This window comes from Carnimonas nigrificans ATCC BAA-78 (assembly GCF_000526695.1).
Lineage (GTDB): Bacteria > Pseudomonadota > Gammaproteobacteria > Pseudomonadales > Halomonadaceae > Carnimonas > Carnimonas nigrificans.
This window is the reverse complement of record NZ_JAGO01000017.1, coordinates 56,758-81,363: the sequence shown is the minus strand read 5'-3', so window position 1 is coordinate 81,363 and position 24,606 is coordinate 56,758. Positions and strand designations below refer to the sequence as shown.

At 56.5% G+C, this 24,606-nt stretch carries 22 protein-coding genes and 3 tRNA genes; 8 read left to right on the top strand and 17 right to left on the bottom strand.

Features of this window, described 5'->3' with window-relative positions:
* Positions 1-7: 7 nt before the first annotated feature.
* The gene (locus tag L881_RS0112005; RefSeq protein WP_008958325.1) at positions 8-433 is read right to left on the bottom strand and encodes an arsenate reductase ArsC; all 426 of its coding nucleotides are present in this window, start codon (positions 431-433) and stop codon (positions 8-10) included.
* Between the two features lie 131 nt (positions 434-564).
* Between L881_RS0112005 and L881_RS0112000 the strand changes: the two genes are divergently transcribed.
* Genes L881_RS0112000 through arsB form a run of 4 tightly spaced genes read left to right on the top strand, consistent with a single transcriptional unit; the run spans position 565 to position 3,141 of the window.
* Complete coding sequence (locus tag L881_RS0112000) at positions 565-915, top strand: ArsR/SmtB family transcription factor (protein WP_008958326.1); 351 nt, start codon at positions 565-567, stop codon at positions 913-915.
* 6 nt (positions 916-921) lie between these two features.
* Positions 922-1,335: an arsenate reductase (glutaredoxin) gene (gene arsC / locus L881_RS0111995; RefSeq protein WP_008958327.1), complete on the top strand. Its 414-nt coding sequence runs from the start codon at positions 922-924 to the stop codon at positions 1,333-1,335.
* An 11-nt stretch (positions 1,336-1,346) separates the two neighbouring features.
* Complete coding sequence (gene arsH, locus L881_RS0111990) at positions 1,347-2,060, top strand: arsenical resistance protein ArsH (RefSeq protein WP_025733932.1); 714 nt, start codon at positions 1,347-1,349, stop codon at positions 2,058-2,060.
* A 13-nt stretch (positions 2,061-2,073) separates the two neighbouring features.
* Positions 2,074-3,141: an ACR3 family arsenite efflux transporter gene (arsB, locus tag L881_RS0111985; RefSeq protein ID WP_008958329.1), complete on the top strand. Its 1,068-nt coding sequence runs from the start codon at positions 2,074-2,076 to the stop codon at positions 3,139-3,141.
* Positions 3,142-3,420: 279 nt separating this feature from the next.
* Here arsB and L881_RS0111980 read toward each other — a convergent pair whose 3' ends face one another.
* The 12 genes from L881_RS0111980 to L881_RS0111925 form a co-directional block, all read right to left on the bottom strand.
* Positions 3,421-4,020, bottom strand: a complete 600-nt coding sequence (locus L881_RS0111980; RefSeq protein ID WP_025733931.1) for a LysE family translocator — start codon at positions 4,018-4,020, stop codon at positions 3,421-3,423.
* Between the two features lie 167 nt (positions 4,021-4,187).
* On the bottom strand, positions 4,188-4,523 hold the full coding sequence (locus L881_RS0111975) for a hypothetical protein (RefSeq protein ID WP_156926560.1): 336 nt from the start codon (positions 4,521-4,523) through the stop codon (positions 4,188-4,190).
* A gap of 330 nt (positions 4,524-4,853) precedes the next feature.
* A complete protein-coding gene (locus tag L881_RS0111970) occupies positions 4,854-6,986 on the bottom strand; it encodes a S9 family peptidase (protein ID WP_025733929.1) in 2,133 nt (710 codons plus the stop codon).
* 73 nt (positions 6,987-7,059) lie between these two features.
* Positions 7,060-8,880, bottom strand: coding sequence for a SurA N-terminal domain-containing protein (locus L881_RS0111965; protein WP_025733928.1), 1,821 nt, complete (start codon positions 8,878-8,880; stop codon positions 7,060-7,062).
* Between the two features lie 272 nt (positions 8,881-9,152).
* Positions 9,153-9,425: a nucleoid-associated protein HU-beta gene (gene hupB / locus L881_RS0111960; RefSeq protein ID WP_025733927.1), complete on the bottom strand. Its 273-nt coding sequence runs from the start codon at positions 9,423-9,425 to the stop codon at positions 9,153-9,155.
* A 175-nt stretch (positions 9,426-9,600) separates the two neighbouring features.
* Entirely contained in the window at positions 9,601-12,009 is a 2,409-nt protein-coding gene (gene lon, locus L881_RS0111955) for an endopeptidase La (RefSeq protein ID WP_025733926.1), read from the bottom strand.
* A gap of 214 nt (positions 12,010-12,223) precedes the next feature.
* Positions 12,224-13,507: an ATP-dependent Clp protease ATP-binding subunit ClpX gene (clpX, locus tag L881_RS0111950; protein ID WP_025733925.1), complete on the bottom strand. Its 1,284-nt coding sequence runs from the start codon at positions 13,505-13,507 to the stop codon at positions 12,224-12,226.
* 90 nt (positions 13,508-13,597) lie between these two features.
* Positions 13,598-14,218: an ATP-dependent Clp endopeptidase proteolytic subunit ClpP gene (clpP, locus tag L881_RS0111945; protein ID WP_025733924.1), complete on the bottom strand. Its 621-nt coding sequence runs from the start codon at positions 14,216-14,218 to the stop codon at positions 13,598-13,600.
* Between the two features lie 225 nt (positions 14,219-14,443).
* Positions 14,444-15,808 carry a trigger factor gene (tig, locus tag L881_RS0111940; protein WP_025733923.1) on the bottom strand — a complete coding sequence of 455 codons (1,365 nt, stop codon included), beginning with the start codon at positions 15,806-15,808 and terminating at the stop codon, positions 14,444-14,446.
* A 347-nt stretch (positions 15,809-16,155) separates the two neighbouring features.
* Positions 16,156-16,230: transfer RNA gene (locus L881_RS0111935), tRNA-His, on the bottom strand.
* Between the two features lie 120 nt (positions 16,231-16,350).
* Positions 16,351-16,427: transfer RNA gene (locus L881_RS0111930), tRNA-Arg, on the bottom strand.
* Positions 16,428-16,493: 66 nt separating this feature from the next.
* Positions 16,494-16,570: transfer RNA gene (locus tag L881_RS0111925), tRNA-Pro, on the bottom strand.
* Positions 16,571-16,970: 400 nt separating this feature from the next.
* Here L881_RS0111925 and folD point away from each other — a divergent pair.
* The 3 genes from folD (at position 16,971) to L881_RS0111910 (ending at position 19,140) form a co-directional block, all read left to right on the top strand.
* Positions 16,971-17,831, top strand: coding sequence for a bifunctional methylenetetrahydrofolate dehydrogenase/methenyltetrahydrofolate cyclohydrolase FolD (folD, locus tag L881_RS0111920; RefSeq protein ID WP_025733922.1), 861 nt, complete (start codon positions 16,971-16,973; stop codon positions 17,829-17,831).
* A 113-nt stretch (positions 17,832-17,944) separates the two neighbouring features.
* Complete coding sequence (locus L881_RS0111915; RefSeq protein ID WP_025733921.1) at positions 17,945-18,412, top strand: S-ribosylhomocysteine lyase; 468 nt, start codon at positions 17,945-17,947, stop codon at positions 18,410-18,412.
* Positions 18,412-19,140 carry a 5'-methylthioadenosine/adenosylhomocysteine nucleosidase gene (locus L881_RS0111910; protein ID WP_025733920.1) on the top strand — a complete coding sequence of 243 codons (729 nt, stop codon included), beginning with the start codon at positions 18,412-18,414 and terminating at the stop codon, positions 19,138-19,140. The genes L881_RS0111915 and L881_RS0111910 overlap by 1 nt, the downstream gene beginning before the upstream one ends.
* A 127-nt stretch (positions 19,141-19,267) precedes the next feature.
* On the opposite strand, the gene L881_RS0111905 is transcribed toward L881_RS0111910, so the two are convergent.
* The 4 genes from L881_RS0111905 to L881_RS0111890 form a co-directional block, all read right to left on the bottom strand.
* Positions 19,268-20,197, bottom strand: coding sequence for a copper resistance D family protein (locus L881_RS0111905; RefSeq protein ID WP_025733919.1), 930 nt, complete (start codon positions 20,195-20,197; stop codon positions 19,268-19,270).
* Between the two features lie 46 nt (positions 20,198-20,243).
* Positions 20,244-20,597 carry a copper resistance CopC family protein gene (locus L881_RS0111900; RefSeq protein WP_025733918.1) on the bottom strand — a complete coding sequence of 118 codons (354 nt, stop codon included), beginning with the start codon at positions 20,595-20,597 and terminating at the stop codon, positions 20,244-20,246.
* A 79-nt stretch (positions 20,598-20,676) separates the two neighbouring features.
* Positions 20,677-22,065 carry a cysteine--tRNA ligase gene (gene cysS / locus L881_RS0111895; RefSeq protein ID WP_025733917.1) on the bottom strand — a complete coding sequence of 463 codons (1,389 nt, stop codon included), beginning with the start codon at positions 22,063-22,065 and terminating at the stop codon, positions 20,677-20,679.
* A gap of 10 nt (positions 22,066-22,075) precedes the next feature.
* On the bottom strand, positions 22,076-23,779 hold the full coding sequence (locus L881_RS0111890; protein WP_025733916.1) for a glutamine--tRNA ligase/YqeY domain fusion protein: 1,704 nt from the start codon (positions 23,777-23,779) through the stop codon (positions 22,076-22,078).
* A 315-nt stretch (positions 23,780-24,094) separates the two neighbouring features.
* Here L881_RS0111890 and L881_RS0111885 point away from each other — a divergent pair, with 315 nt between their 5' ends.
* Positions 24,095-24,592, top strand: a complete 498-nt coding sequence (locus tag L881_RS0111885) for a peptidylprolyl isomerase (protein WP_025733915.1) — start codon at positions 24,095-24,097, stop codon at positions 24,590-24,592.
* Positions 24,593-24,606 lie beyond the last annotated feature (14 nt).

Genomic DNA, 24,606 nt, shown 5'->3' with positions numbered 1-24,606 from the left:
TCGAGGTTCAGCGCTCGATGTCGTCGCGCTCCTGGATCTCCAGCCAGAGCAATAGCCGATGACGGATTTCGGCCAGCGCCTGCTCGTAGGCATCCCACCGCTCGATAAGGCGAGGATCGCGGATATCCCAGTAGAGATACTCATCACTGCTGCCCTGCCAGTCACGGCATGCCTGCTGGGCCTTGTCACAAAGCACGATCACCGAATCGAAATGCTCACCGGCGAAATCGCCCAGGGACTTGCTGGCGAGCCCCTGAGTGTCGATACCTAGCTTGCTCAAGGTAGCCAAGGTGATCTCATGGGGGCGATCCGGCTCGGAACCAGCGCTGAACGCCTCAAAGCGGTCTCCCGCCAGGTGACGTAACAGGGCTTCGCCCATCAGGGACCTGGCCGAGTTGGCATTGCACAGGAACAGAACACGTCGCAGTCTCATCAGTTGACCCTCATTGATGCGGGCTTGCATATGTGCGGATAGAAAGATGTTGCGTGCTGCTAGGACGTTCTACGCTTCTACCTTGAGTGAACGACTTGACACGCCCCCAATAATTCCATAATTTTGGAAATATGGAAACATCAAACGTAATCGAGAGCTTTTCCGCTCTTGCCCAGGAGACACGCCTGGCGGTCTTTCGCCTGCTGGTACGCCAGGAACCGGATGGGCTCGCCGCCGGCGAGCTCGCACGGCAGCTATCGGTGCCCCATGCCACGATGTCGGCGCACCTGTCTGTGCTGTCGCGGGCAGGTCTGGTGGTATCCCGTCGTCAGGGGCGCTCGATCATCTATCGGGCGAATCTAAACCACATGCAGGAAGCCATCCGCTTCCTGGTGCGCGACTGCTGCGCGGGGCATCCGGAGGTGTGTGGCCCCTTAGCGGAGTCCCTGATCGGTTACACTCCGAATCAAGATAAGGAATGAAACAGTATGCTTCCCCAGATCTATCACAACCCGAACTGCGGCACATCACGCAATACCTTGGCGATGATGAGGGCCTCTGGTGAACCTCCCGAGATCATCGAATATCTCAATACGCCCCCAAGCCGGGAACGCATCGTGGAGCTGCTGGCGAAGATGGGTATCTGCCCTCGGGATCTACTGCGGCGCAAGGGAACCCCCTACGAGGCATTGGGGCTGGACGACCCGGCGTTGACGGATGATCAGCTGATCGATGCCATGCTGGCGGAACCGATTCTGATCAATCGACCGATCGTGGTGACACTGAAGGGTGCCAGGCTATGCCGACCATCGGAGACGGTGCTGGATCTCCTTGACCACCCAGTAGCGCACTTCATCAAGGAAGATGGTGAAGTCATCCATTACCCAGGAATCGCGCCATGAAAGACATCAAGATGCCGGCAGACCTCCCCAATATTGATCCTTCCCAGTTGCGTTCCATCGACACGACACTGTTGGCAGGCCCCGAGGCCCCCCAGCATGCGCCACGTATTTTGGTGCTCTACGGATCCCTGCGAGAACGATCCTACTCACGTTTCGTTGCCGAGGAAGCCGGGCGACTGCTGCGTTGGTTCGGATGCGAGGTGCGGACTTACAACCCTAGCGGCCTGCCCTTGCCGGATGATGCGGGGGCTGACCACCCCAAGGTTCAGGAGTTACGCGAGTTGGCCGAGTGGTCGGAAGGCATGCTGTGGGTCAGTCCCGAACGCCATGGTGCCATGACGGCCATCATGAAGGCCCAGATCGACTGGATTCCGTTGTCACTAGGCGGCATTCGTCCCACTCAGGGGAAGACCCTGGCCGTGATACAGGTATCAGGCGGGAGCCAGAGCTTTAACGCGGTTAACCAAATGCGCATCCTCGGTCGTTGGATGCGCATGGTGACGATCCCCAATCAGTCTTCGGTACCGAAAGCTTTCAATGAATTCGACGAAGATGGCCGCATGAAGCCCTCTCCTCTGTACCTCCGCATAGTGGATGTTTGCGAGGAACTGACCAAGTTCACCCTGATGATCCGAGGACGAAGCGACTACTTGACAGACCGCTACTCTGAGCGAGTGGAAAGCGCGGAAGACGTTTCTCGGCGCGTGAATCAATGTGCCATCTGATAGGAGTCACACCATGACCGCACTCCAAGAATCCCAAGCCCCAAGCGCCACCGAGGGCATGGGTCGTTTCGAGCGTTATCTTTCGGTATGGGTGGCGATGGCCATCGTCGCCGGCGTACTGCTGGGCCAGTTCGCCCCGGCGGTGCCCGAAACCCTCTCGCGCTTCGAAGTCGCCCAGGTGTCGATCCCAGTAGCCATCCTCATCTGGGCGATGATCTTCCCGATGATGGCGCAGATCGACTTTACCGCTGTGCTCGGTGTGCGCCGCCAGCCCAAGGGGCTTGTCATCACTACCACGGTGAACTGGCTGATCAAGCCCTTCACCATGTTCGCCATCGCCTGGTTTTTCCTGATGGTGCTGTTCAGGCCCTTCATTCCCGAAGAGCTGGCCAGCCAGTACCTTGCCGGTGCCATCCTGCTGGGGACCGCGCCATGTACCGCTATGGTCTTCGTGTGGAGTTACCTGACCCGCGGCGATGCTGCTTACACTCTTGTCCAGGTGGCGGTCAACGACCTGATCATGCTGTTCGCCTTCGCCCCCATCGTGATCCTGCTGCTCGGCGTGTCGAACATCCAGGTACCCTACGACACGGTGGCGCTGTCGGTGGTGCTCTACATCGTCATCCCGCTGGCCGCCGGTTACCTGACCCGGCGCACCCTGATCGCCCGTCGCGGCATCGAGTGGTACGACAACGTCTTCATGAAAAAGGTAGGACCGATCACGCCCATCGGCCTGATTATCACCCTGGTGCTGTTATTCGCCTTCCAGGGCGATGTCATACTCAACAACCCGCTGCACATCGTGCTGATCGCCATCCCGCTGATCATCCAGACCTTCCTGATCTTCTTCATTGCCTACGGCTGGGCCAAGGCGTGGAAAGTGCCCCACAATGTCGCCGCCCCGGGAGCGATGATCGGTGCCAGCAACTTCTTCGAGCTAGCCGTGGCCGCCGCCATTGCCCTGTTCGGCCTGCAGTCCGGCGCGGCGCTGGCCACTGTGGTCGGGGTGCTGGTGGAGGTGCCAATCATGCTCATGCTGGTCAGAATCGCCAACAACACACGGGACAGGTTCCCCGAATAATAAAATCGGCCCGTGTTCCTGTAACACGGGCCTCAATGCGTGATCTGAAAGTCAACGCCTAGCCGAGAAGCTACGTGATCAGGGTAGCCTGGCGAGCCATCACCCAGCGTAGTCCCTCTTGTCCTGGCCAATTCCACAGCTTCCCGAGCATGAACCAGGTAGTCCGGTTCTCCTTCGCTTTATCAACGGCGGCCAAGTAAGCGGCTATGGCTTCAAGTGTGGTTATGTAGGGCCTATCAACCAGTTAATCCGTTGTGAGTTTTGCTTGTCGCCCACCTTTCAATTTCGCATAGCAACCAGATAATCCGGATACCCCGTTTTTTCTCCCGAAAGAATACGAGACAAGCCATGTCCTCCAAGGCCATAACTCACCAACCAGAAGGACTCACAGGCCATAAAGGTTAAAATGAGAATGGCATATTGAGGGACTACCTCTGCATTGAGAGTGATGAACTGAGGAAAAAACGCCACTGTAAACAGCAGCAGCTTTGGATTGCTAATTCCGACGAAGAAACCACCTCGGTATAGCTGGAGCCGTGATAAGCCAGCCCTTGAAGTAATCTCTTCTGCTTCAGGGTCTGTTGCTGAATGATCTTTTCTGGCGCGCCATGCAGCGATCCCGAGATAGATGAGATAACCAGCCCCCAGGTATTTGATGACCTCAAACAAACCTGGAATTGCAGACAAGAGTGCTCCCATTCCTGCCGCAGATATTATTAGCACAACAAAAAGGGCTGTAAGACACCCAGCCATGGCGGATATGCTGCGCCGAAGCCCCCAGTGTACGCTGCGTGACAATACATGCAGCATGTTTGGCCCTGGGGTTGCGCTCAAGAGAAAAACGGTAATCGCAAATATCCACCATGTATGTATTGTCATGACTCCCTCCCTATCATTTTTTATCCCCTATATAATATGAATCACTTGCAATATAATTATGCCCAAGCGGCCTTATCGTAAATTCCTGCATCAATTAGCAGTTATCTATTCTCTTCCTAATAATAGTCTGGACAAACGCATCATCCCGGAACCCAAAGGTCATCACATTACTCCAGCGCCAATAGTGTCACCAGAGACACATACCACAGTAGTGCTAATATCGAGTGAATGGCGACGGGCATATCTGATGCTTTCTGCCGCGTGCGCTTGATGCTGGTAATCACGCCCGACGCAACCACAATCAGGGCTAATATCAGTGCTGCCCATAAACCATGCTTGCCTGCCCAGGCGATACTGCCCAGTATCACCAATCCCGCGACCACGAAGCCGCCATGCGCCATTTTCAACAGTCTGGAGGGTGGTCGATTCATTACTGCTGAAATCGCCAATATCACGCCGAACAGAGTGGCTGCCGAGAAGAGTAGCCATAGCCAGGTTGTCATGCTTATTCCCCTATAAAAAATAGGGACAATATGCCCGCAACCGGATGTTTAGGCAAGGCAGCCTGCCCTTGTTCGTCTTAAACACGGCCTTGGGAAAAGCAGCGATGAGAAGGTATCGAATCAGAAGGCGGCACTGCATTGGCATACAAAACGCTGCCCTCTCCGTATCTTCGCCGCAAAAGTGAGCAGCACAACACAGCGAGACGGTGCGAGATAACCGCCCCGCCTGCTTTTCACTTCACACATCCGTGTGGCGTTATGGCTTCCACTAGCCGCTGCTGGATATATACCCGCTATCCTGGCATTTCCAGATAAAGATTAACGCGCTGGCTACTCATGAATAAGCGACACGGCATCCAGCTGCGCCAGCACAAACGCATAGGATTCAGCCAGCTCTTCATAGCGCTTGAAGCGCCCTGACTTGCCGCCGTGTCCTGCTTCCATATTGGTGCGGAATACCAGCGGTCGCTTGCCGGTGTTCATGTCACGCAATTTTGCGACCCATTTGGCAGGCTCCCAATACTGCACCTGAGAATCCCACAGGCCGGTACCGATATAGAGCGCCGGATACGCTTGCGCGCTCACGTTGTCATAGGGCGAGTAACTCAACATATAGTCATAGTAGGCTGGCTGCTCAGGGTTGCCCCACTCGTGATATTCATTGGTCGTCAGCGGAATGGTCGGGTCGAGCATGGTCGTCACGATGTCCACAAACGGCACCTGTGCTTCCATGACGCGATAGAGCTCGGGTGCCTGGTTGGCGACCGTGCCCATCAGAAGGCCACCGGCGCTTCCCCCTGCCGCCGCGACACGCTCAGCACTCGCGTAGCCCTGCCTGACCAAATCACGCGTAATATCAATAAAGTCATTGAAGGTATTCTGCTTGTTGAGCAGCCGCCCTGCGTCGTACCACTGACGGCCCAGCTCTGCGCCGCCGCGTACATGCGCAATCGCAAATACCACGCCACGGTCGAGCAGGCTGATACGTGTTGACGAGAAGCCAGGGTCCATCGGCATGCCGTAGCTGCCATAGCCGTACTGATACAGCGCCGCGCTGCCATCCTTCACAAAGCCTTTGCGATAGACCAGCGATACCGGCACTTCGGTGCCATCGCGAACGGTAATCCATAGGCGTTCGGTGTGATAATTGTCGGGAGTGTAGCCTGCGACGTGCTGCTGCTTGAGCTGCCGCCGCTCGCCACTCACGAGATCCAGCTCATAGACGGTGGAAGGTGTCGTCAGCGAGGTATAGCCATAACGCAGCAGTGTTGACTCAGGTTCAGGGTTGGCCGCCAGCCCCATCGAATAGGCCGGTTCGTCGGCAGAGACATAGCGCTGCTCACCGTCATCGAATAACAGGCGCAACCGTTCAAGGCCATTGGATCGCTCCGCGATAGCCATAAAGCCATCGAACAGCTCTACGTCTTCAATGACCACTTCCGGATCGTAATCGAGCAACGTCTGCCATTCGCTGCGCGACGTGCAGGCAGAGGGCGCACTCATTAGCTTGAAATTGTCAGCGCCGTCGGCATTGGTCGAAATTACCCAGCGCCCTGCGTAGTGATCAGCGTCATAACGCAGCCCCTCCTCGCGCGGTGCCAAGGGTTGCAGCTCCGTGGGATGATCGGCTGAGGTGTAGCGCATTTCAGTGGTATCGGTGCTGAAATGCACCAGCGTGATAAAGCGCTCATCGCGGGTTTTGCTCAGGCCGAGATAAAAGCTGTTGTCGTGCTCTTCATAGATCACCTGATCTTCCGCAGCGGCACTACCCAGTACGTGCTTCTTGACACGTTTGGTCAGCAGCGTGTCAGGATCGTTTTCGATATACAAAAAGGTGCGGCTATCGTTGGCCCATACGATATAACCCGATACGCCAGCAATGCCGGTGTCGATCACCTCATCAGTGCCGACTTCCTTGACCTTGATTCGGAACTGGCGCCGCCCGCTATCGTCTTCGGCCCACGCAATCAGCCGGGTATCGGGGCTAATGGCCGCCGCGCCCAGGCTGAAAAATTCCTTGCCTTCCGCCAACTGATTTTGATCGAGCAATATCTGTTCGTGGGAGAAATCCTGTTCGGCATGGGCCGCCATCAGCACCTGAGCGCTGAGTCCATCGCTATCACGGCGGCGCGCCATCAGCGGGTAATCCTGCCCCTTGATGAAGCGGCTGTAGTACCACCAACCGCGCTTGCGATATGGTACCGATGACTCTTCCTGATTGATGCGCGCCACCAGCTCTTCGTAAAGGGTGTCACGGAAGGAGCTGAGAGGCGCCAATAGCTGGTCGGCGTAGTCATTTTCCTGATTGAGATAGTCGATGATGGCCGGAGCCTTGCGCTCGTCGTCACGCATCCAGTAATACACATCGTCGCGGCTCGCTCCAAAGGGAGCCGTTACGGTATGGGAGTGCTGCTTGGCATCGGGGGCCGTCAGCGGCTGTTCGCTTGAAGAGGAAGAAGTCATCGTACCTACCTGTAAAAGAAAGCCCGGCACCTGACAGGCACCGGGCTATATGATGTGGCAACACCTGAACGCGTTATTGGCGCTCGATAGTGGCACGTTCGTTCAGGAGATCCAAGAGCCCCTTGGAGACAGAATTCCCCTGTGCATCACGAATCGTATTAGCGACCTTGCCTTCATCACCCTTGCCACTTTGAGTACCGACGCTGGCAAGATCGAGCACTGCAACCCGGTTGCCGCCAAGCTCAGCAATACCAAAGCTATGGTTGCCCTGCTCGGGACGCGGCAGCGCGAAGACGCGATTGATGATGGCGCTGTCAGGGGTATCAGCATCACGGCTTACCTGAGAAGCCGAACGCCAGCCAAGCGTTACCTGCTCACCCTGCTTGAGTGACGCGACGCGCTGTTGAGCCAGTTCGTTCAGCGCGGTGCGTGTCTTCTCGGCGATCACCGCCTGACGCACCTGATCCTCGACCTGATCAAACGGTAGCTGCTGCTGCTCACGATGCTGATTAACATGCAGCACCAGGCGACGATCATTGCCCAGATCGAGCACATCACTGTTGTAACCGTTATTCAGCACATCGCTGGCAAATGCAGCATCGAGCACGCCCGGCTCACTCAGCACGCCTTCAACGCTATCGCTCTCTTTCGATACCCAATCGCTATGCTGAAGCGGCAGGTTCATGTCCTGGGCAACACCATCAAGATTGTCAGCCGAGAAGCTCTTGTCGCCAAGCTCTTCAACGGCGCTATCGAATGCGCTGTTCACCTTCTGCAGCTGCAAGCGCTCGGTAATCTGCGGTTTCAGCTCATCAAAGGAAGGCATGTCGATACCGGTCACCTTGACCAGATGCAGCGCACCATCAAATTCAAACGGCTTCGATACCTCTCCCTCGTCAAGCCCGGCCACGGTGCTATCAAAAGGCTCGCCAAAGATGCCGGACGTAACGTTACCCAGATCACCACCGTTGCTGGCCGATGCCTTATCGTCAGAGAACTGACGCGCTACGCTGGCAAATGAGGCGCCGTTATCGAGCTGCTGCTGCACCTGCTGCATGCGCTCCTTGGCCTGCTGCGTGTCATCTTCGGAGATCACGATATCAGAAACCTGACGGGCAGCATCCTTGGCCTGGTTAGCGTACTCGGCACGCAGGTCGCTATCGCTTACGCTCACGTTTTTGGCAAGTGCGCTTTTATCGAGCACCAGATAATCAAGCCTGGCCTGCTCTGGACGCACATACTGTTCCTTGTGCTGATCGTAGTAGTGATGCAGCTCCTCATCGCTGGCCTCTACCGGCGCAGTAAGGTTGCTGCTATCAAGCACTGCGTAGCGGAAATCACGCGTTTCATTGCTCAGCGCGGTAATCCTTTCACGCTCGGCACTGGTAGCGAAGCTGCCCAGCACCAGACCGTTTTGTAGCTGGCGAGTGGTGAGATCACGTTTCAGATAGTCACGGAAGGTGTCGGGGGTATAGCCAATCTGGCGCAGCCTTTCGACAAACTGCTGGGTCGAGAACTTGCCGTCCCCTGATTTGAACTGAGGCAGATTAAGAATCAGCTGATCGACCTGATTATCGGAGACCGTCATGCCGCCCTTGGTGGCGTACTGGTCAAGCAGCTTCTGCTGAATCAACTGATCAAGGATTTGACCGCGTGCCTGCTCCTGCCTTTCCGGCGGCAGATTGCCCGACTGCGCCAGGCGCATGACTTGTTCATCAAGGGATTGGCGGCTGATCCCATCCCCATTAACGGTTGCCACGTCATTTTTCGACGAGCCACCGGAAAACAAGCTGCCCAGATTCTCAAGGCCAAACAGCGCAAACACGACCACGATTACGCCAATCACTACCCTGGAGATCCAGCCGGAAGAATGTTCCCTGATTTGTTGCAGCATTGAAACCTCGGTTGATCACAAACGGTCTTGGATGGCGCCGCATTATACCTTTTACAGGCATCGGCACGCCATGCGCGAGGAGGCTGGTATAGCGAGCAAATGCACGTATTTTTACCTGCCGAATGCTGAAAGCGCTACGCCAGCCCTGCCTTGCGCGCAAACAAAAGGCGCATCCGGTGATGCGCCTTTTGTTCGATAACGGGATGACTTACCGGTGCACCGCACCTGAACTTAGCCAACCTAACCTTTATCAACGCTTCAGAACATACGTCTTAGTTGACGGAGTCCTTAAGCGCTTTACCAGCCTTGAAGCTCGGCACTTTAGCCGCAGCAATCTCGATCGGTTTGCCAGTCTGGGGGTTACGACCAGTACGTGCAGCGCGTTCCTTGAGGCTGAAAGTACCGAAGCCCACCAGAGCAACAGAGTCGCCTTTCTTGAGGCTGTCAGTGACAGAATCGATCAACGCGTCGAGTGCACGAGTAGCTGCCGCTTTAGGAATGTCGGCAGAAGCCGCGATGGCTTCGATCAGTTCAGATTTATTCACTATTCACCCCTTGGGTTAACAAATAAGTACCATGCGTATGCGCGGTGACCAATGCACAATATGATATTGCATCGACCGCCATTGTATAGCAACGCGCCTAAATTCGGTCAAGTAAATTGAGTGCTGAAACCGCGCCATTACTGAATAAATCGAGTTTTATGGCGCGAAAACGGAATTAATGGGTGCTTGCCGATGAGGGCTGGGCGGCGACCGATTCGCTGGGCGCACTTTCAGCCTTGGCATCATGCTGGCGCTCGCCCAGGGCAACTTCAAGTACCTGGTCGATCCATTTGACCGGACGAATGTCGAGGGCATCCTTGATGGCATCGGGCACTTCCTTGAGATCACGCTGGTTCTCTTCAGGAATCAGCACGATCTTGATGCCGCCACGGCGCGCCGCCAACAGCTTCTCTTTCAAGCCGCCAATCGGCATCACCTCACCGCGCAGGTTGACCTCACCGGTCATCGCCACGTCAGCACGCACACCGCGCCCAGTATAGGCAGATACCATCGCTGTGACCATGCCAATACCGGCACTGGGGCCATCCTTGGGTGTCGCACCTTCAGGAACGTGAATATGCAGATCCTGTTTTTCAAAGCATTCAGGATCAATCGCCAACGCCTCGGCGCGCGAACGCACTACCGTATAGGCGGCGCTGACCGACTCCTTCATCACATCGCCCAGCGAACCGGTTTTTTCAATGCGTCCTTTGCCGGGAGACGTGACAGATTCGATGTAAAGCAGCTCACCGCCCACCGATGTCCAGGCAAGCCCGGTAACACGCCCGACCTGATCCTCGGTATCTGCCAGGCCAAAGCTGTAACGCCGCACGCCGGCATAACGCTCGATATCAGCAGCTCCCAGCGCCAGCGGTTCAGCCGTGCTTTTGCTACGCTCCTGCTCGACACGCTCACGCACCACCTTGCGCGCTACCTTGGCAATCTGCCGCTCCAGCTCGCGCACGCCCGCTTCACGCGAATAGTAGCGAATCAGCTCCAGCAGCGCAGGCTCATCAAGGGTTAGCTCATCTTTCTTAAGGCCGTTGGCCTCCAACTGCTTGGGCAGCAGATAACGCTTGGCGATTCCCAGCTTTTCATCTTCGGTGTAGCCCGGCAGCCGAATGATCTCCATACGATCCAGCAGCGGCTCAGGAATGTTCATCGAGTTGGCAGTACAGATGAACATTACATCCGACAGATCGTAATCAAGTTCAAGGTAGTGATCGTTGAAGGTACTGTTCTGCTCAGGATCAAGCACCTCAAGCAGCGCCGAAGAGGGATCGCCGCGATGATCCTGCCCCAGCTTGTCAATTTCATCGAGCAGGAACAGAGGGTTTTTCACTCCGGTCTTGGCCATGCGCTGCACCAGCTTGCCCGGCATTGAGCCGATGTAGGTGCGGCGATGCCCACGAATCTCGGATTCATCACGAACGCCGCCCAACGCCAGACGGGTATAGTTCCGGTTGGTGGCACGCGCAATCGACTGCCCCAGGGAGGTTTTGCCCACCCCGGGCGGCCCCACCAGGCACAGTACCGGCCCCTTGAGCTTTTTGACGCGCTTCTGCACCGCCAGATACTCAAGAATGCGCTCTTTCACTTCCTCAAGACCGTAGTGATCTTCATCGAGAATGCGCGCGGCCCGCTCGATATCATGCTTGATGCGGGTGCGTTTTTTCCACGGCACGCTCAGCACCCAGTCGAGATAGGTTCTCACGACAGTAGCCTCGGCCGAGTTCTGCGCCATCATCTTGAGCTTGTTAAGCTCCTGACGCGCCTTCTCTTCGGCTTCCCTGGGCATACCGCTGTCAGCGATGCTTTTTTCGTACTGCTCGATCTCGTTGGGAACGTCGTCAAGTTCGCCCATTTCCTTCTGAATGGCCTTCATCTGCTCATTCAGATAGTACTCGCGCTGCGACTTCTCCATCTGCTCCTTGACCCGAGAGCGGATGCGCTTTTCGACCTGCAACAGGTCGATTTCAGCTTCGATCAGCGCCAGCATATGCTCGATGCGCTCACGCACCTTATCCAGCTCCAGCAACTGCTGCTTGTCACCAATCGCCAGCGACAGGTGGGCACTGATGGTATCGACCAGCTTGCTGGGATCATCAATGCCCTTCAGCGACGAGAGCACTTCACTGGGCACTTTCTTGGAGAGCTTGGCGTACTGCTCGAACTGCTCAAGCAGCACACGAACCAGCGCTTCACGCTCACGCTCATTAAGCGGCTGGCTATCGCGCACAGCGACCTCGGCGCGCACCATCTGGTCATCTTCTTCGAGTGCGACCAGATCAGCACGCTGCTGCCCTTCGATCAGCACCTTGACGGTGCCATCCGGCAGTTTCAATAGCTGCATGATTTCTGCCACGGTACCCATCCGAAACAGATCATCATGCTCCGGTTCGTTCTGGGTCGCCTCACGCTGGGCAACCAGCATCACGCGCTTGTCAGACGCCATGGCAGCTTCAAGGGCGTTGATCGACTTCTCGCGCCCGACAAACAGTGGGATCACCATCTGGGGGTACACCACCACGTCACGCAATGGCAACAATGGAAGATGTTGCGTTTGTTCGGTGGAACTTGCCATCCAGACTTTCCTCTTGCTTGAAATCAGGGTGTTCGCAAGCGGCTGGAACACCATCGTTGCCCTCTTGGATGAGGGCACAATCACGAAATGCAACCCCGTACCGGCATTGCTCGGCAGGCTATAACGAACAAGGGGCCCGAAGGCCCCTTGCGCGATAACCGCTGCTGCTCACTCCATGCCAGTGCCTACAGCATGGAGATTGAGTCAGCGGTGATTAGCCGTCCTTGTTAGCGGTACGCTTGAGCGTCTCGTCATCCTGCGAGTAAATGATGATCGGCTCGCTGGTACCGGCGATCACATTCTCGTCGATCACTACCTTCGAGACATTGCTCTGCGAAGGAATGTCGTACATGGTGTCGAGCAGCACCGCCTCAAGAATGGAGCGCAGACCGCGCGCACCGGCACGGCGCTCCATGGCCTTGTGAGCCACTGCCTTGAGCGCTTCCTTGCGGAAATCGAGTTCGACGTTCTCCATTTCGAAGAGACGTTCGTACTGGCGTATCAGCGAGTTTTTCGGCTCGGTCAGAATCTGTACCAGTGCATCTTCGTCAAGCTCATTGAGCGTAGCGACCACCGGCAAACGCCCTACGAATTCAGGGATCAGCCCGAACTTGACCAGATCGTCCGGCTCAACATCGGCCAGGGTTTCGCCCACGCCCTTCTGATCAGCCTTGCTGGTGACAGTAGCGCCAAAGCCAATGCCGCCCTTCTCCGAGCGATCGCGGATCACCTTGTCAAGACCGGCAAAAGCACCGCCAACAATAAACAGGATATTGCTGGTATCCACCTGCAAAAATTCCTGCTGCGGATGCTTGCGTCCACCCTGCGGCGGCACCGAAGCGGTAGTGCCTTCGATCATTTTCAGCAGCGCCTGCTGCACGCCTTCACCGGAAACATCGCGGGTGATCGAAGGGTTCTCCGACTTGCGGGTAATCTTGTCGATCTCATCAATATAGACGATACCGCGCTGCGCCTTCTCGACATCGTAATCGCACGATTGCAGCAGCTTCTGGATGATGTTTTCAACGTCTTCACCGACATAGCCTGCTTCGGTCAGAGTCGTCGCATCGGCAATCGTAAACGGTACGTTCAGAAGACGCGCCATGGTCTGCGCCAATAGCGTTTTACCGCTACCGGTAGGGCCAATCAGCAGGATGTTGCTTTTACCCAGCTCAACATCGCCGTTGCCCATTTTGAGACGCTTGTAGTGATTGTAAACCGCCACTGACAGCACGGTTTTGGCACGTTCCTGCCCAATCACGTAATCATCGAGTGTTCCGCTAATCTCATGAGGCGTCGGCAGGCGTTCCTGCCCTTCTTCCTGAGATTCAGCTTCGAGCACTTCCTCACGAATAATGTCGTTACAGAGGTCTACGCACTCGTCACATATATAGACGGACGGGCCTGCGATCAGCTTGCGTACTTCGTTTTGGTTCTTGCCGCAAAACGAGCAGTACAAAAGCTTGCCACTTTCGTCCTTATCTTTGCCGTCTGCCATACGAGTACCTCTTTTCAATGCGATGGTGTCAAACACCACCGCTCTTACGGAATCAAGCTTCGGGTGCCTGCTCGCACCCGAAAAACGGAATCAGGCTTGCGGGCGGCGATCCAGCACAGCGTCAATCAGGCCGTAATCCGCCGCACTTTGCGCATTCATGAAGTTGTCGCGATCGGTATCGCGCTCAATCTTCTCAAGCGGCTGCCCAGTGTGATGCGCCATCACGCGGTTCAGCTCCTCGCGAATCTTGAGGATCTCCTGCGTGTGAATCTCGATATCACTGGCTGGCCCCTGGAAACCGCCCAGCGGCTGATGAATCATGACCCGCGAGTGCGGCAGCGCAAAACGCTTGCCTGCTGCACCACCTGCCAGCAGCAGCGCGCCCATGCTCGCCGCCTGGCCGATGCACAGGGTAGAAACGTCCGGCTTGATGAACTGCATGGTGTCGTAAATGGACATCCCTGCCGTTACCGAGCCACCGGGAGAATTGATGTAAAGATGGATATCCTTGTCAGGATTTTCAGACTCCAGGAAGAGCAACTGTGCCACTACCAGATTGGCAGTGTAGTCCTCGACCGGCCCTACCAGAAAGATAACGCGCTCTTTAAGCAGTCGGGAGTAAATGTCGTAAGAGCGTTCGCCTCGTGCGCTCTGCTCCACCACCATGGGGACCAGTCCACCGGCACTACTAATATCAAACTCGCTGCGCATCGTGACCCTGCCCTTAAATCCTGTAGAACCAAACTGCTGCATTGACAGTCGGACACGCCGCTGTCAGTCGGCACCAGTCATCAATGTAAACACAATATCCGGCGCACGTCATTTCATCGCGCCAGTAGCGGTGCCCTATTCCTTAAACAGTTGCGGCCCGACCGAAGCCGAGCCGCACTATTGGCTGCCTGCGGCGCTCAGCACCGCATTGCAGAGAGGAACGCCTTAGCTGTTTTCCTCATCCTTGGCTTCAGCTGACTCGGATGCCTCTTCGCTTTCGGCAGCCGGATTAGCCTGAGCGGCAGCCAGTGCGTCCTGATAAGACATTTCCTTATCAGAAACATTGGCGCTTTCAGCCAGTTTTTCAACCGCCTTATTTTCAAGAACAGCGGATTTGAGCTGATTTTTCATCTGCTCGTTGTTCAGATACTGTTCGACAACCTGCTCGGGCTGCTGATACTGCTGGGCAATTTTCTCACCGAAGCCGCGCAGCTCTTCATCAGAAGCTTCAAGGCTATTGGCACTGACCACTTCTGCCAGCAGCAGCCCCACCTGCACGCGCGATTTGCCCTGCTCTTCAAACAGTTCGTTGGGCAGCTGGCTTACATCGAAGTCTTCACCCAGACCAAACTGCTGTGCAGCCTGACGCTTGAGCGCATCAATTTCCTGCTGGATCAGGCTTTTCGGCACTTCAATCGGGTTAGCCGATTTCAGCGCTTCGATCACCTGCTGCTTGACGCTGTTTTCAACAGCGGTATCAAGCTCGCGCTCCATGTTCTTGCGTACTTCTGCCTTGAATTCAGCGAGATCGCCGCTTTCAACGCCAAAGCGCTTGGTGAACTCGGCGTCGATTTCCGGCAGCGCCTGCTCCTTGACTTCATGAACCCTGGTTTTGAAGGTCGCTTCCTGACCTGCCAGATGCTCAGCCTGATAATCTTCAGGGAAAGTCACTTTGATCGTCGGCTCATCACCTGCACTGGCGCCTACCAGCTGGTCTTCAAAACCGGGGATAAAGCTGTTGGAACCCAGCACCAGCTCATGGCCTTCAGCCTTGCCGCCTTCGAACGGCTCGTCACCGAGGAACCCTTCAAAGTCGATTTTCACCTGATCGCCTTCGGCAGCCGCGCGCTCAGCAGTTGACCAGTCAGCCGCTTGCTTGCGCAGGCTTTCGATCATCTCATCTACGTCAGCATCGGTAATGGACGCCTTGGGACGTTCGATAGAGGTGCCTTCAATGCCTTTCAGCTCAATCTGCGGATAGACTTCGATGCTGGCAACAAACTCCAGATCCTTGCCCGGCTCGTTGACGGTCGGCTCGATTTCAGGGAAACCGGCAGGATTCAGGGACTCTTCGGAGAGCGCCTTGACGTAGTTCTCACGAATGATTTCGCTGACTGCTTCGTTACGCGCTTCTGCACCGAAACGACTGTGCAGTACCTTGGCAGGCACCTTGCCCGGGCGGAAGCCATTCATACGACGCCCCTGAAACTTTTTCAGTTGCGCATCTGCTGCTTGGTCAACCTGTGCGGCCGGTACCTGGATAGTCAGGCGGCGCCCGATTGTAGAAGTCGTTTCGACAGACACTTGCATGGATGATCCTCTACCCGCTGTGCGGGGCGTTACGTGTTGAGTTGCAGCGCCCTGCTTAACTTATGGAGACAGGCCGCAACGACTAAAAATGTAGTGCGCAGGTTAATGCGAAGGCGAAGATTCTAAGAATACCAGCGCATTAAGACAAGCGTTTGGCTCCCAGTCATCATGGGGCCAAGTGTCAGTGATTCAAGACCAATCAGCAAAAATTACGCTAGCTCGCTGACATTATTGGAGTTTTCCAGACCTGGCTGAATACAGAGTGACACTTTTCAGGCATAAAAAAAGCACCCTATCTGGGTGCCTTTACAAGACCGATGCTTCGATCTTTAACAATTCTGTCGGAATGGGGTGGATGAAGGGGATCGAACCCTCGACCACCGGAGCCACAATCCGGGGCTCTACCACTGAGCTACATCCACCATAACCGAAACTGGCATAATCAATATCGAAACATTCAACTATCAACGAGTATCAATTTGCCTTTTGCCCTAACATCAGAGCATTAACACCGAACACCCACTGCCAAATCAACTGACACATGGCGCGCCCAGCAGGACTCGAACCTGCAACCTACGGCTTAGAAGGCCGTTGCTCTATCCGGTTGAGCTATAGGCGCATAATACGGTCGAGTTCCAACACCGTCAACCCCAGAAAAGGAAAAATTCTTTCCAAATCAATAGGTTGGTCGGGGTAGAGGGATTCGAACCCCCGACATCCTGCTCCCAAAGCAGGCGCGCTACCAGACTGCGCTATACCCCGTTCCAAGCACCGTGTTTGATGATGCGATGCGCATTTTACTGTCTTTGCGGCGTGGGTCAAGCATAATTATCAATAGCTTGAACAAAATCTGCGTCAGCCGGATCACGTGCCCCGCCAAATCCTGCCCGCAGGCGCCATCAACAAGGGAAGGCAGCAGGAAAAACCGGCGCCTACGCCCTTCCCTCTATCCATGAAGCAGCCGAAATAGCAGAGAAGTACATAAAGAAGGAGCACAGCCCGCAAGCTCATAAGCTGCACCTTCCCGTCAAAAGCACACCCACGCGCCCCGAGACTGAAAGCCCCGCTCCACACCAACGGCGCTTTGACTAGCAGACGGGGCGTGCGACAATCGACGCCCAGATATCGACCATCCTTATCATTGCCAGAGGAAATGCCATCAATGGCCGCACAATTGATTGATGGAAAGACAGTTGCCCATCATGTCCGCGCCAAAGTAGCTGAAGCAACGGCCCAGCGTCAGCAGCAAGGGCTGGCTGCTCCCGGTCTTGCCGTAGTACTGGTGGGTGACAACCCCGCTTCGCAGATCTATGTGCGCAACAAGGAGCGCGCCTGTGCCGAGGCCGGGGTTCAGTCCTACAAGCATCAACTGCCTGCTGCTACCACCCAATCCCAGCTTGAAACGCTGATCGACGAGCTTAACCGCGATGCACGTATTGATGGCATCCTGGTGCAGCTCCCCCTCCCTGCCCACCTCGATGAAAATCCCATTCTAGAGCGTATTGCAGCGGACAAGGATGTCGATGGCTTCCATCCCTACAATCTTGGCCGCCTGGCACAGCGCCAGCCCGAGCTGCGCCCATGCACTCCCAAGGGCGTCATGACGCTGCTCGACTATTATCAGATCGCGGTACGTGGCGTTGATGCCACCATCGTCGGGGCCAGCAATATCGTTGGGCGGCCCATGGCGCTGGAGCTGCTGCTGGCTGGCGCCACTACGTCGGTGTGCCACCGCTTTACCAAGGATCTGGAAAGCTATGTAAGGCGTGCCGAGCTGCTGGTGGTGGGTGTGGGCATTCCCCATCTGATCAAGGGTGACTGGATTCGTGAAGGCGCAACCGTCATTGATGTAGGCATCAACCGACAGGAAGATGGCAGCCTGGTCGGTGATGTGGAGTTCGACAAGGCACGCGAGCGGGCCGCCTGGATCACGCCGGTGCCCGGCGGAGTTGGCCCGATGACTGTTGCTTCCCTGTTGGAAAATACCCTGACCGCCGCCATCTTGCATGATGCTCAACGCTGAACCTGGAGCGTCACAGGTAGCGTGAATCATGCGGGCGACGCCTGCCGGTTTTCACCTGCTCTTTTCATCGCACCTGCCGCAGCGGGTGCCCGACCAACGCTTAGGAGACCCCCATGAGCGAGAAACAGATGAATGTCGAAAGCTTCAACCTGGATCACACCAAGGTAAAAGCGCCTTATGTTCGCCTGGCCGGCGTCAAGGAAGGCATCCACGGCGACAAGATCTTCAAGTACGATCTGCGTATCAGCCAGCCAAACAAGGAGCACATGGAAATGCCTGCGCTCCACTCCCTTGAGCACCTTACGGCCGAGCTGGCGCGTAACCACACCGACAAGATTCTGGATATCGGCCCGATGGGCTGCCAAACCGGCTTCTATTGGTCGCTGATCAATCACGAAGACTATGACGATGTGCTCGATATTATCGAGAAGACATTGAAGGATGTCCTCGAAGCCGATGAGGTGCCGGCCTGCAATCCGACCCAGTGTGGCTGGGCCGCCAGCCATAGTCTGGAAGGCGCGAAAGAGCTGGCCCGTGATCTGCTGGCCAAGCGCGATGAGTGGGATCAGGTGTTCGCTTGATGAGCACACATAATGCCCAGCCCGAGTCGGTACAGGTTGCGCTTATTGGCGCAATGGCCCAGGAAGTCGAGGCGCTGCTCGCGCTGTTCGACACGCCTCCCGATACAACTGAAGTGGGCGGCTCGGTATTTCATCGCGGCACGCTCAAGGGCAAGCAGGTCGTGTTGCTGGAATCAGGCATCGGCAAGGTCAACGCCGCCGTCGCCACCGCCCTCGCCTTCCAGCGCTATGCGCCTGATGCCGTTATCAATATTGGTTCGGCAGGCGGTATGGGAGAAGGGCTTGCCATCGGCGATGTCGTCGTCTCGTCACAGGTGTTCCATCATGACGCCAACGTCACGGCATTCGGCTATGCGCCGGGCCAGATTCCCGGCATGCCGGCACGCTTCAGCGCCGATAGCGATCTGATCGCCCTCGCACGCAAGGCAATCGACGGCCTCGGCATTGCTGCTCATGAAGGCGCGATTGGCTCAGGCGATGTTTTCGTGGCGGGCAAGGAAGCAGTGACCTCACTGCGCCGCCGCTTCCCTGAGCTGATTGCTGCTGAAATGGAAGCCGCTGCCATTGCCCAAGCCTGTGAGCGCTTCGGCTGTCCCTTCGTTGTTACCCGCGCCATTTCGGATCTTCCCGAGAAAGAGGGCAATAACGTTGATTTCGAAACCTTCCTCGCAACGGCAGCCGCCAACTCTGCGAAGATGGTCGCTTCGATGCTGGAACAGCTCGACTAGCGTTATTGCTGAAGCGGAAGGTGCCATGATGCGCGTCTCTTTTGCTTCCTGACAGCAAAGAAAAAGGCCAGGTGCAGTTCATAGCTGCCCCTGGCCTTTTTATGGCGCCATTCTTTATGACACCCTTCTAGTGCGCCATCTCACCCATGATGCCGGGCGGCGGCTGCCCCGCAAGCCCCACGGCGATCACGATAACGCACAGCGCCAGCGCCCACTCAATCCCCATGGTGATCACCACGCCACGCTGACGGCCCAGTGCACGCGGCGTCCAGTAGCAGCGATTGATCAACGCCAGCACCAGCAATGCTCCCAGCATGACGGTTTTGACCACAATCAGTTGGCCGTATACCGTCTGCCATAACGCCTGCCAGCTCGCGACCAGCGTAATTGTTTGCACCAGCCCTGACAGCCCTAGCACCACCACGCACGCAATACCCAGCCACGAAAAGCGCTTCAGCAACAATCGGCTATCAAGCGCCTGATCGACACAGCCCAGTATCAGTGCGGGAATGGCCCCTATCCACAGCGATGCCGCCAGCACATGAGTGGTCATCGGTAGCAGGTAGCCGGCACCGACAGTGGCGCCGTGCCCCATCAGCGGTTGCAGTAACGCCACCATGCCCAGCAGCGCCACTATGCTACCGCGCAGCTCTTTCAGGGCGACGCGCTGAAGTGGCGTTAGCAGCATTAACAGTAGCAACAGGGCCAACGCCAGCAACCCCCACACCAGCCGTACCAGACCACCAAATGCGGTGCCAGTCAGCACCACCTTCAGCACCGGCACGGTGTCGGCAAGCGTCGTCGCTCCTGCCATTTGCGCCGCAACCAACGGCCATAACGCCACAAAAAACGCCAGTGCCAGCAACATGGCTATACCCGCCACCCTCTGCAAGCGAGCAATCAGGGGTCGGCTGATGCTGGTCTGAGGCACAAGCCACCAACCCACCACCAGACCACCTAATGCCACTGCAAGGCTACTGATTCCAAGCGCTCGCACGCCTGTTTGCAGCATCGACAAAGCGCCGCCATTGAAGGCGGCGTCGATCAACGACAACACGACTTCGTCATACTCATCGGAAGCGACACAATCAACGGCGCACTCATCATTTAACGGTGAACTGTAGCTGCTCTTCTACGCGATGGGTATCCACTGAAGTGACATGCAGGTCGATCCTGTAATGCCCCGCTGCCAACCTGGGCAGCGCCACCTGGTAGGTGTTATTGCCCTCAGCACTGGCACTCAGCTTGTCAAGCGATGTGGTGTGGCCATTATCGTCGGTCAGGGTCAGCGAACTCAGTGCAGTTTCCACGCCTTCAGTAAAGGACGCTGTCAGCGTGGTAGGTGCCTGTTCCAGCACGGCACCATCGGCGGGCGAGCTGGAGGAGAGATGGGCATGGGCCAGAGCCAAGGGGGATACTGCCAGCAGTGCCAGCGCGCAGAGAACACGTCGTGCCATCGGAAATTCCTTGAATAATGAAAGTAGCACGGGCCGCCCCACCTCATGGAGCTGCCCGCGAATCAGCCAAGGGGGAGTATCAACGCTTGTCGAATACCCACTGAGTCCCTTCGCGACTGTCCTTCAGTACAATGCCTAGCGCTTCAAGCTCAGCGCGAATACGGTCTGCTTCCGCAAACTCCCTGGCTTTTTTGGCGGCGGTACGCGCAGCAATCCGCGCGTCGATCTCTTCAGCAGGCAGTGGCAGCGCATTCTGACTGCCGCCCTGGAGAAATTCGCCAGGCGCTCGCTCAAGCAAGCCCAGAATATTCGCCAGACGTTTCAACTCGAACGCCAGCGCTGGTGCGCTTTGGGCATCGTCACTGCGCGCCCGGTTCAGCTCGCGCGCCAGATCAAACAGTACCGCCAGCGCCACCGGCGTATTGAAATCATCATCCATCGCAGCAAAAAAGCGCGTGGCGAAGTCGCCGCTGACGCTGCCCTGCTGCGCTTCGATGCCATCCAGAGCAGTGTAGAAACGCAGCAGCGAACGGCGCGCCTCTTCCAGCGAGTCACCCGCATAGTTGATCGGACTGCGATAGTGGCTCGCCAACAGCAGATAGCGCACCACTTCCGGATCATTGTGCTCAAGCACATCGCGCAGAAAGAAGAAGTTGCCCAGCGACTTGGACATCTTTTCACCGTCGATGCGCAGCGCCCCTACGTGCATCCAGTTCGTCACGAACGGCTTGTCGCTGGCCCCTTCACTCTGGGCAATTTCGTTTTCATGGTGCGGGAAGACCAGATCGGCACCGCCGCCATGAATATCGAAACTTTCGCCCAGGCAGCACTTCGACATCGCCGAGCATTCGATATGCCAGCCGGGGCGGCCATCGCCCCACGGCGAAGGCCAGCTCGATTCCCCTGGCCGCGCCTTTTTCCACAGCACGAAATCGAGTGGATCTTCCTTGGCTTCCTCAACCTCGATCCGCGCGCCAGAGCGCATGTCATCAGGATTACGATTGGAGAGCTTGCCGTAGTCAGTGAAGCTGCGCACACGATAGTAAACATCGCCATTATCGGCGGCATAGGCGTGCCCCTTCTCGATCAGGGTCGCCACCATGGCAATAATGTCGTGCATGTGCGCCGTTGCACGCGGTTCCTCATCGGGCGGCAGCACACCAATGCGCTGTTCGTCGTCGTGCATCGCGTCGATCATGCGCTCGGTAAGCGCACCGATGGATTCGTTGTTCTCGGCCGCCCGTCGAATGATCTTGTCGTCAACATCGGTGATATTGCGCACATACTGGACGTTATAGCCGCGCGCACGCAGGTAGCGCGTAACCACATCAAAGGCCACCATCACGCGACCATGACCAATATGGCAGTAGTCATACACGGTGATGCCGCACACGTACATGCGTACCGCTTCAGGATCAAGCGGCGCCAGGGGCTGCTTGCGCCGCATCATGGTATTGAAGATTTGCACGCTCATGCCATCACCCCTGCTGCCCCGCCTGGGCGGCCTTTTTCTGCGCCTTGGCCCAGCCATCCTTGAGGCTGACGGTGCGGTTGAACACCAGCTTGCCGTTGTCGCCATGATCGAAGCGATCAGCGCAGAAGTAGCCTACCCGCTCGAACTGGAAGTGATCTTCCGGCTGAGCATCCCGCAGGGAAGGCTCGCCAATACCTTCGGTGACCGAGAGCGACTCGGGATTAAGGTTGGCAAGAAACTCTTGCTCGTCCTTGAACTTGTCCGGCGCTTCAACGGTAAAGAGGTTGTCGTAGTTGCGCACTTCCACCGGCACGCCATGTTCGGCGCTGACCCAGTGAATCACCCCCTTGACCTTGCGCCCTTCGGGATTGGCACCCAGGGTGTCGAAATCGACGCTGCAACGCAGCTCCTTGATCGAGCCATCATCATTTTTCACCACCTCATCGCACTTGATGACATAGGCATTGCGCAGGCGAACTTCCTTGCCAGGGGCCAGGCGGAAGAACTTCTTCGGCGGCTCTTCCATGAAGTCATCGGCGTCGATGTAAAGCTCGCGGGCCAGCGGCAGGATGCGCGTGCCCATATCCTCACGGGCAGGGTGCCCTGCCGCTTCAATCTGCTCTTCGTGATCTTCGGCAACATTGGTCAGCACCACCTTGAGCGGATTCAGCACACACATGGCGCGCGGCGCATTCTCTTCCAGGTCGGAGCGAATCGCCGAATAGAGCATCGCGATATCCACCACGTTGGCTGAACGCGCTACGCCGGTCATTTCACAGAAGTGCCGCAGCGATGCAGGGGTATAACCGCGGCGACGCAGCCCGGAAATGGTCGGCATGCGCGGATCGTCCCAGCCATTCACGATGCCTTTTTCCACCAGCAGCCTCAGCTTGCGTTTTGAGGTGACGGTGTAGTTGACATTCATGCGGGCAAATTCGATCTGGCGCGGCCTGGCAGGCACCGGCAGATGTTCCAGCATCCAGTTGTAGAGAGGACGGTGGTCCTCGAATTCAAGCGTGCAGATCGAATGGGTAATGCCTTCGATAGCGTCGGACTGACCGTGGGCAAAGTCGTAGGAAGGGTAAATCTTCCATTTGTCGCCGGTCTGGTGATGGTGTGCGTGACGAATACGGTAAAGCACCGGATCACGCAGATTGATGTTGGGCGACGCCATATCAATTCTGGCGCGCAGCACCTTTTCACCTTCGCCAAACTCACCCGTTGCCATCCGCTCAAGCAGATCAAGGTTCTCTTCGACCGAGCGCTCCCGATAAGGGCTGGGGCGTCCGGGTTCGGTCAAGGTACCGCGATATTCACGCATCTGCTCGGCACTCAGGTCATCCACGTAGGCCAGCCCCTGCTTGACCAGATGGATCGCCCATTCATAGAGCTGATCGAAATACTGGGAGGCGTAGCGCACTTCTCCCGACCAGCGATAGCCAAGCCACTGGATATCCTGCTGGATCGACTGCACAAACTGCTCTTCTTCCTTGGCCGGGTTGGTGTCATCAAAACGCAGATGACAGCGCCCGCCAAACTGCTCGGCAAGACTGAAGTTCACCCAGATTGATTTGGCATGACCGATGTGCAGAAAGCCGTTGGGTTCAGGAGGAAAGCGCGTCACGATGTGTTGCGTCTGACCGTTGCTGATCTCTTCGCGAATCTGATTGCTGAGGAAATTCGGGGCGTTGCTGCTTTCAACACTCATGGGGCGATGCTGAACCTCGTGATCGAACGGCGAAGCGAAGGCTTGCCTGGAAATATTGGAATAGCGGGGCTTAACGTCTTGCCAAAGCCTGCAAGTAAAAAACGTGTGCGGGGTTTTCAGCGGCGCTGACGCCACCTTCCCCCACATCGACATACACATGGCGCCATTGTACCGACCTTTGACGCGACTTTCCCGCTATCGACATAAACCGCTATTATAACGATCCGCGAGCTGCCTGTACGCACCTTGCCCGTATCCTCTTCAGCGAAGAGCCGTTCGCTTCGAGCGGCCTTCGCACCTAACAAGGACTTCCGCATGATTGTACTGAATACCTCGAAAGGCAAAATCAAGCTGCGCCTGTTTGCCGACAAGGCACCGGAAACCGTGAAGAACTTCGAGAACTATGTGCGCTCAGGTCATTACGACGGCACCCTCTTCCACCGCGTTATCCCCGGTTTCATGGTGCAGGGTGGCGGCTTCGATACCAATTTCGAGCAGAAGCCCACAGAAGCACCGATCAAGAACGAAGCTACCAATGGCGTTGCCAACAAGCGCGGCACCCTGGCCATGGCACGTACCCCCGATCCGCACTCCGCCAGCGCACAGTTCTTCATCAATGTGTCTGACAACAATTTCCTGAATCATAGCGCCCCCACCCCGCAAGGCTTTGGCTACTGCGTCTTTGGTGAAGTGGCTGAAGGCATGGAGATCGTCGAAGCGATCGAAGGCGTAAAAACCGGTCGTCGCGGCATGCACGCTGACGTTCCGCAGGAAGATGTAGTGCTCGAAAGCGCTACCATCGAAGAAGAGTAACCAGCACGCCGCTA

What these genes read in the sequence shown, in the direction of transcription:
- L881_RS0112005 (WP_008958325.1), bottom strand. Translation starts at nt 433, where the DNA reads ATGAGACTGCGACGTGTTCTGTTCCTGTGCAATGCCAACTCGGCCAGG.
- L881_RS0112000 (WP_008958326.1), top strand. Translation starts at nt 565, where the DNA reads ATGGAAACATCAAACGTAATCGAGAGCTTTTCCGCTCTTGCCCAGGAG.
- arsC (WP_008958327.1), top strand. Translation starts at nt 922, where the DNA reads ATGCTTCCCCAGATCTATCACAACCCGAACTGCGGCACATCACGCAAT.
- arsH (WP_025733932.1), top strand. Translation starts at nt 1,347, where the DNA reads ATGCCGGCAGACCTCCCCAATATTGATCCTTCCCAGTTGCGTTCCATC.
- arsB (WP_008958329.1), top strand. Translation starts at nt 2,074, where the DNA reads ATGACCGCACTCCAAGAATCCCAAGCCCCAAGCGCCACCGAGGGCATG.
- L881_RS0111980 (WP_025733931.1), bottom strand. Translation starts at nt 4,020, where the DNA reads ATGACAATACATACATGGTGGATATTTGCGATTACCGTTTTTCTCTTG.
- L881_RS0111975 (WP_156926560.1), bottom strand. Translation starts at nt 4,523, where the DNA reads ATGACAACCTGGCTATGGCTACTCTTCTCGGCAGCCACTCTGTTCGGC.
- L881_RS0111970 (WP_025733929.1), bottom strand. Translation starts at nt 6,986, where the DNA reads ATGACTTCTTCCTCTTCAAGCGAACAGCCGCTGACGGCCCCCGATGCC.
- L881_RS0111965 (WP_025733928.1), bottom strand. Translation starts at nt 8,880, where the DNA reads ATGCTGCAACAAATCAGGGAACATTCTTCCGGCTGGATCTCCAGGGTA.
- lon (WP_025733926.1), bottom strand. Translation starts at nt 12,009, where the DNA reads ATGGCAAGTTCCACCGAACAAACGCAACATCTTCCATTGTTGCCATTG.
- clpX (WP_025733925.1), bottom strand. Translation starts at nt 13,507, where the DNA reads ATGGCAGACGGCAAAGATAAGGACGAAAGTGGCAAGCTTTTGTACTGC.
- clpP (WP_025733924.1), bottom strand. Translation starts at nt 14,218, where the DNA reads ATGCGCAGCGAGTTTGATATTAGTAGTGCCGGTGGACTGGTCCCCATG.
- tig (WP_025733923.1), bottom strand. Translation starts at nt 15,808, where the DNA reads ATGCAAGTGTCTGTCGAAACGACTTCTACAATCGGGCGCCGCCTGACT.
- folD (WP_025733922.1), top strand. Translation starts at nt 16,971, where the DNA reads ATGGCCGCACAATTGATTGATGGAAAGACAGTTGCCCATCATGTCCGC.
- L881_RS0111915 (WP_025733921.1), top strand. Translation starts at nt 17,945, where the DNA reads ATGAGCGAGAAACAGATGAATGTCGAAAGCTTCAACCTGGATCACACC.
- L881_RS0111910 (WP_025733920.1), top strand. Translation starts at nt 18,412, where the DNA reads ATGAGCACACATAATGCCCAGCCCGAGTCGGTACAGGTTGCGCTTATT.
- L881_RS0111900 (WP_025733918.1), bottom strand. Translation starts at nt 20,597, where the DNA reads ATGGCACGACGTGTTCTCTGCGCGCTGGCACTGCTGGCAGTATCCCCC.
- L881_RS0111890 (WP_025733916.1), bottom strand. Translation starts at nt 23,779, where the DNA reads ATGAGTGTTGAAAGCAGCAACGCCCCGAATTTCCTCAGCAATCAGATT.
- L881_RS0111885 (WP_025733915.1), top strand. Translation starts at nt 24,095, where the DNA reads ATGATTGTACTGAATACCTCGAAAGGCAAAATCAAGCTGCGCCTGTTT.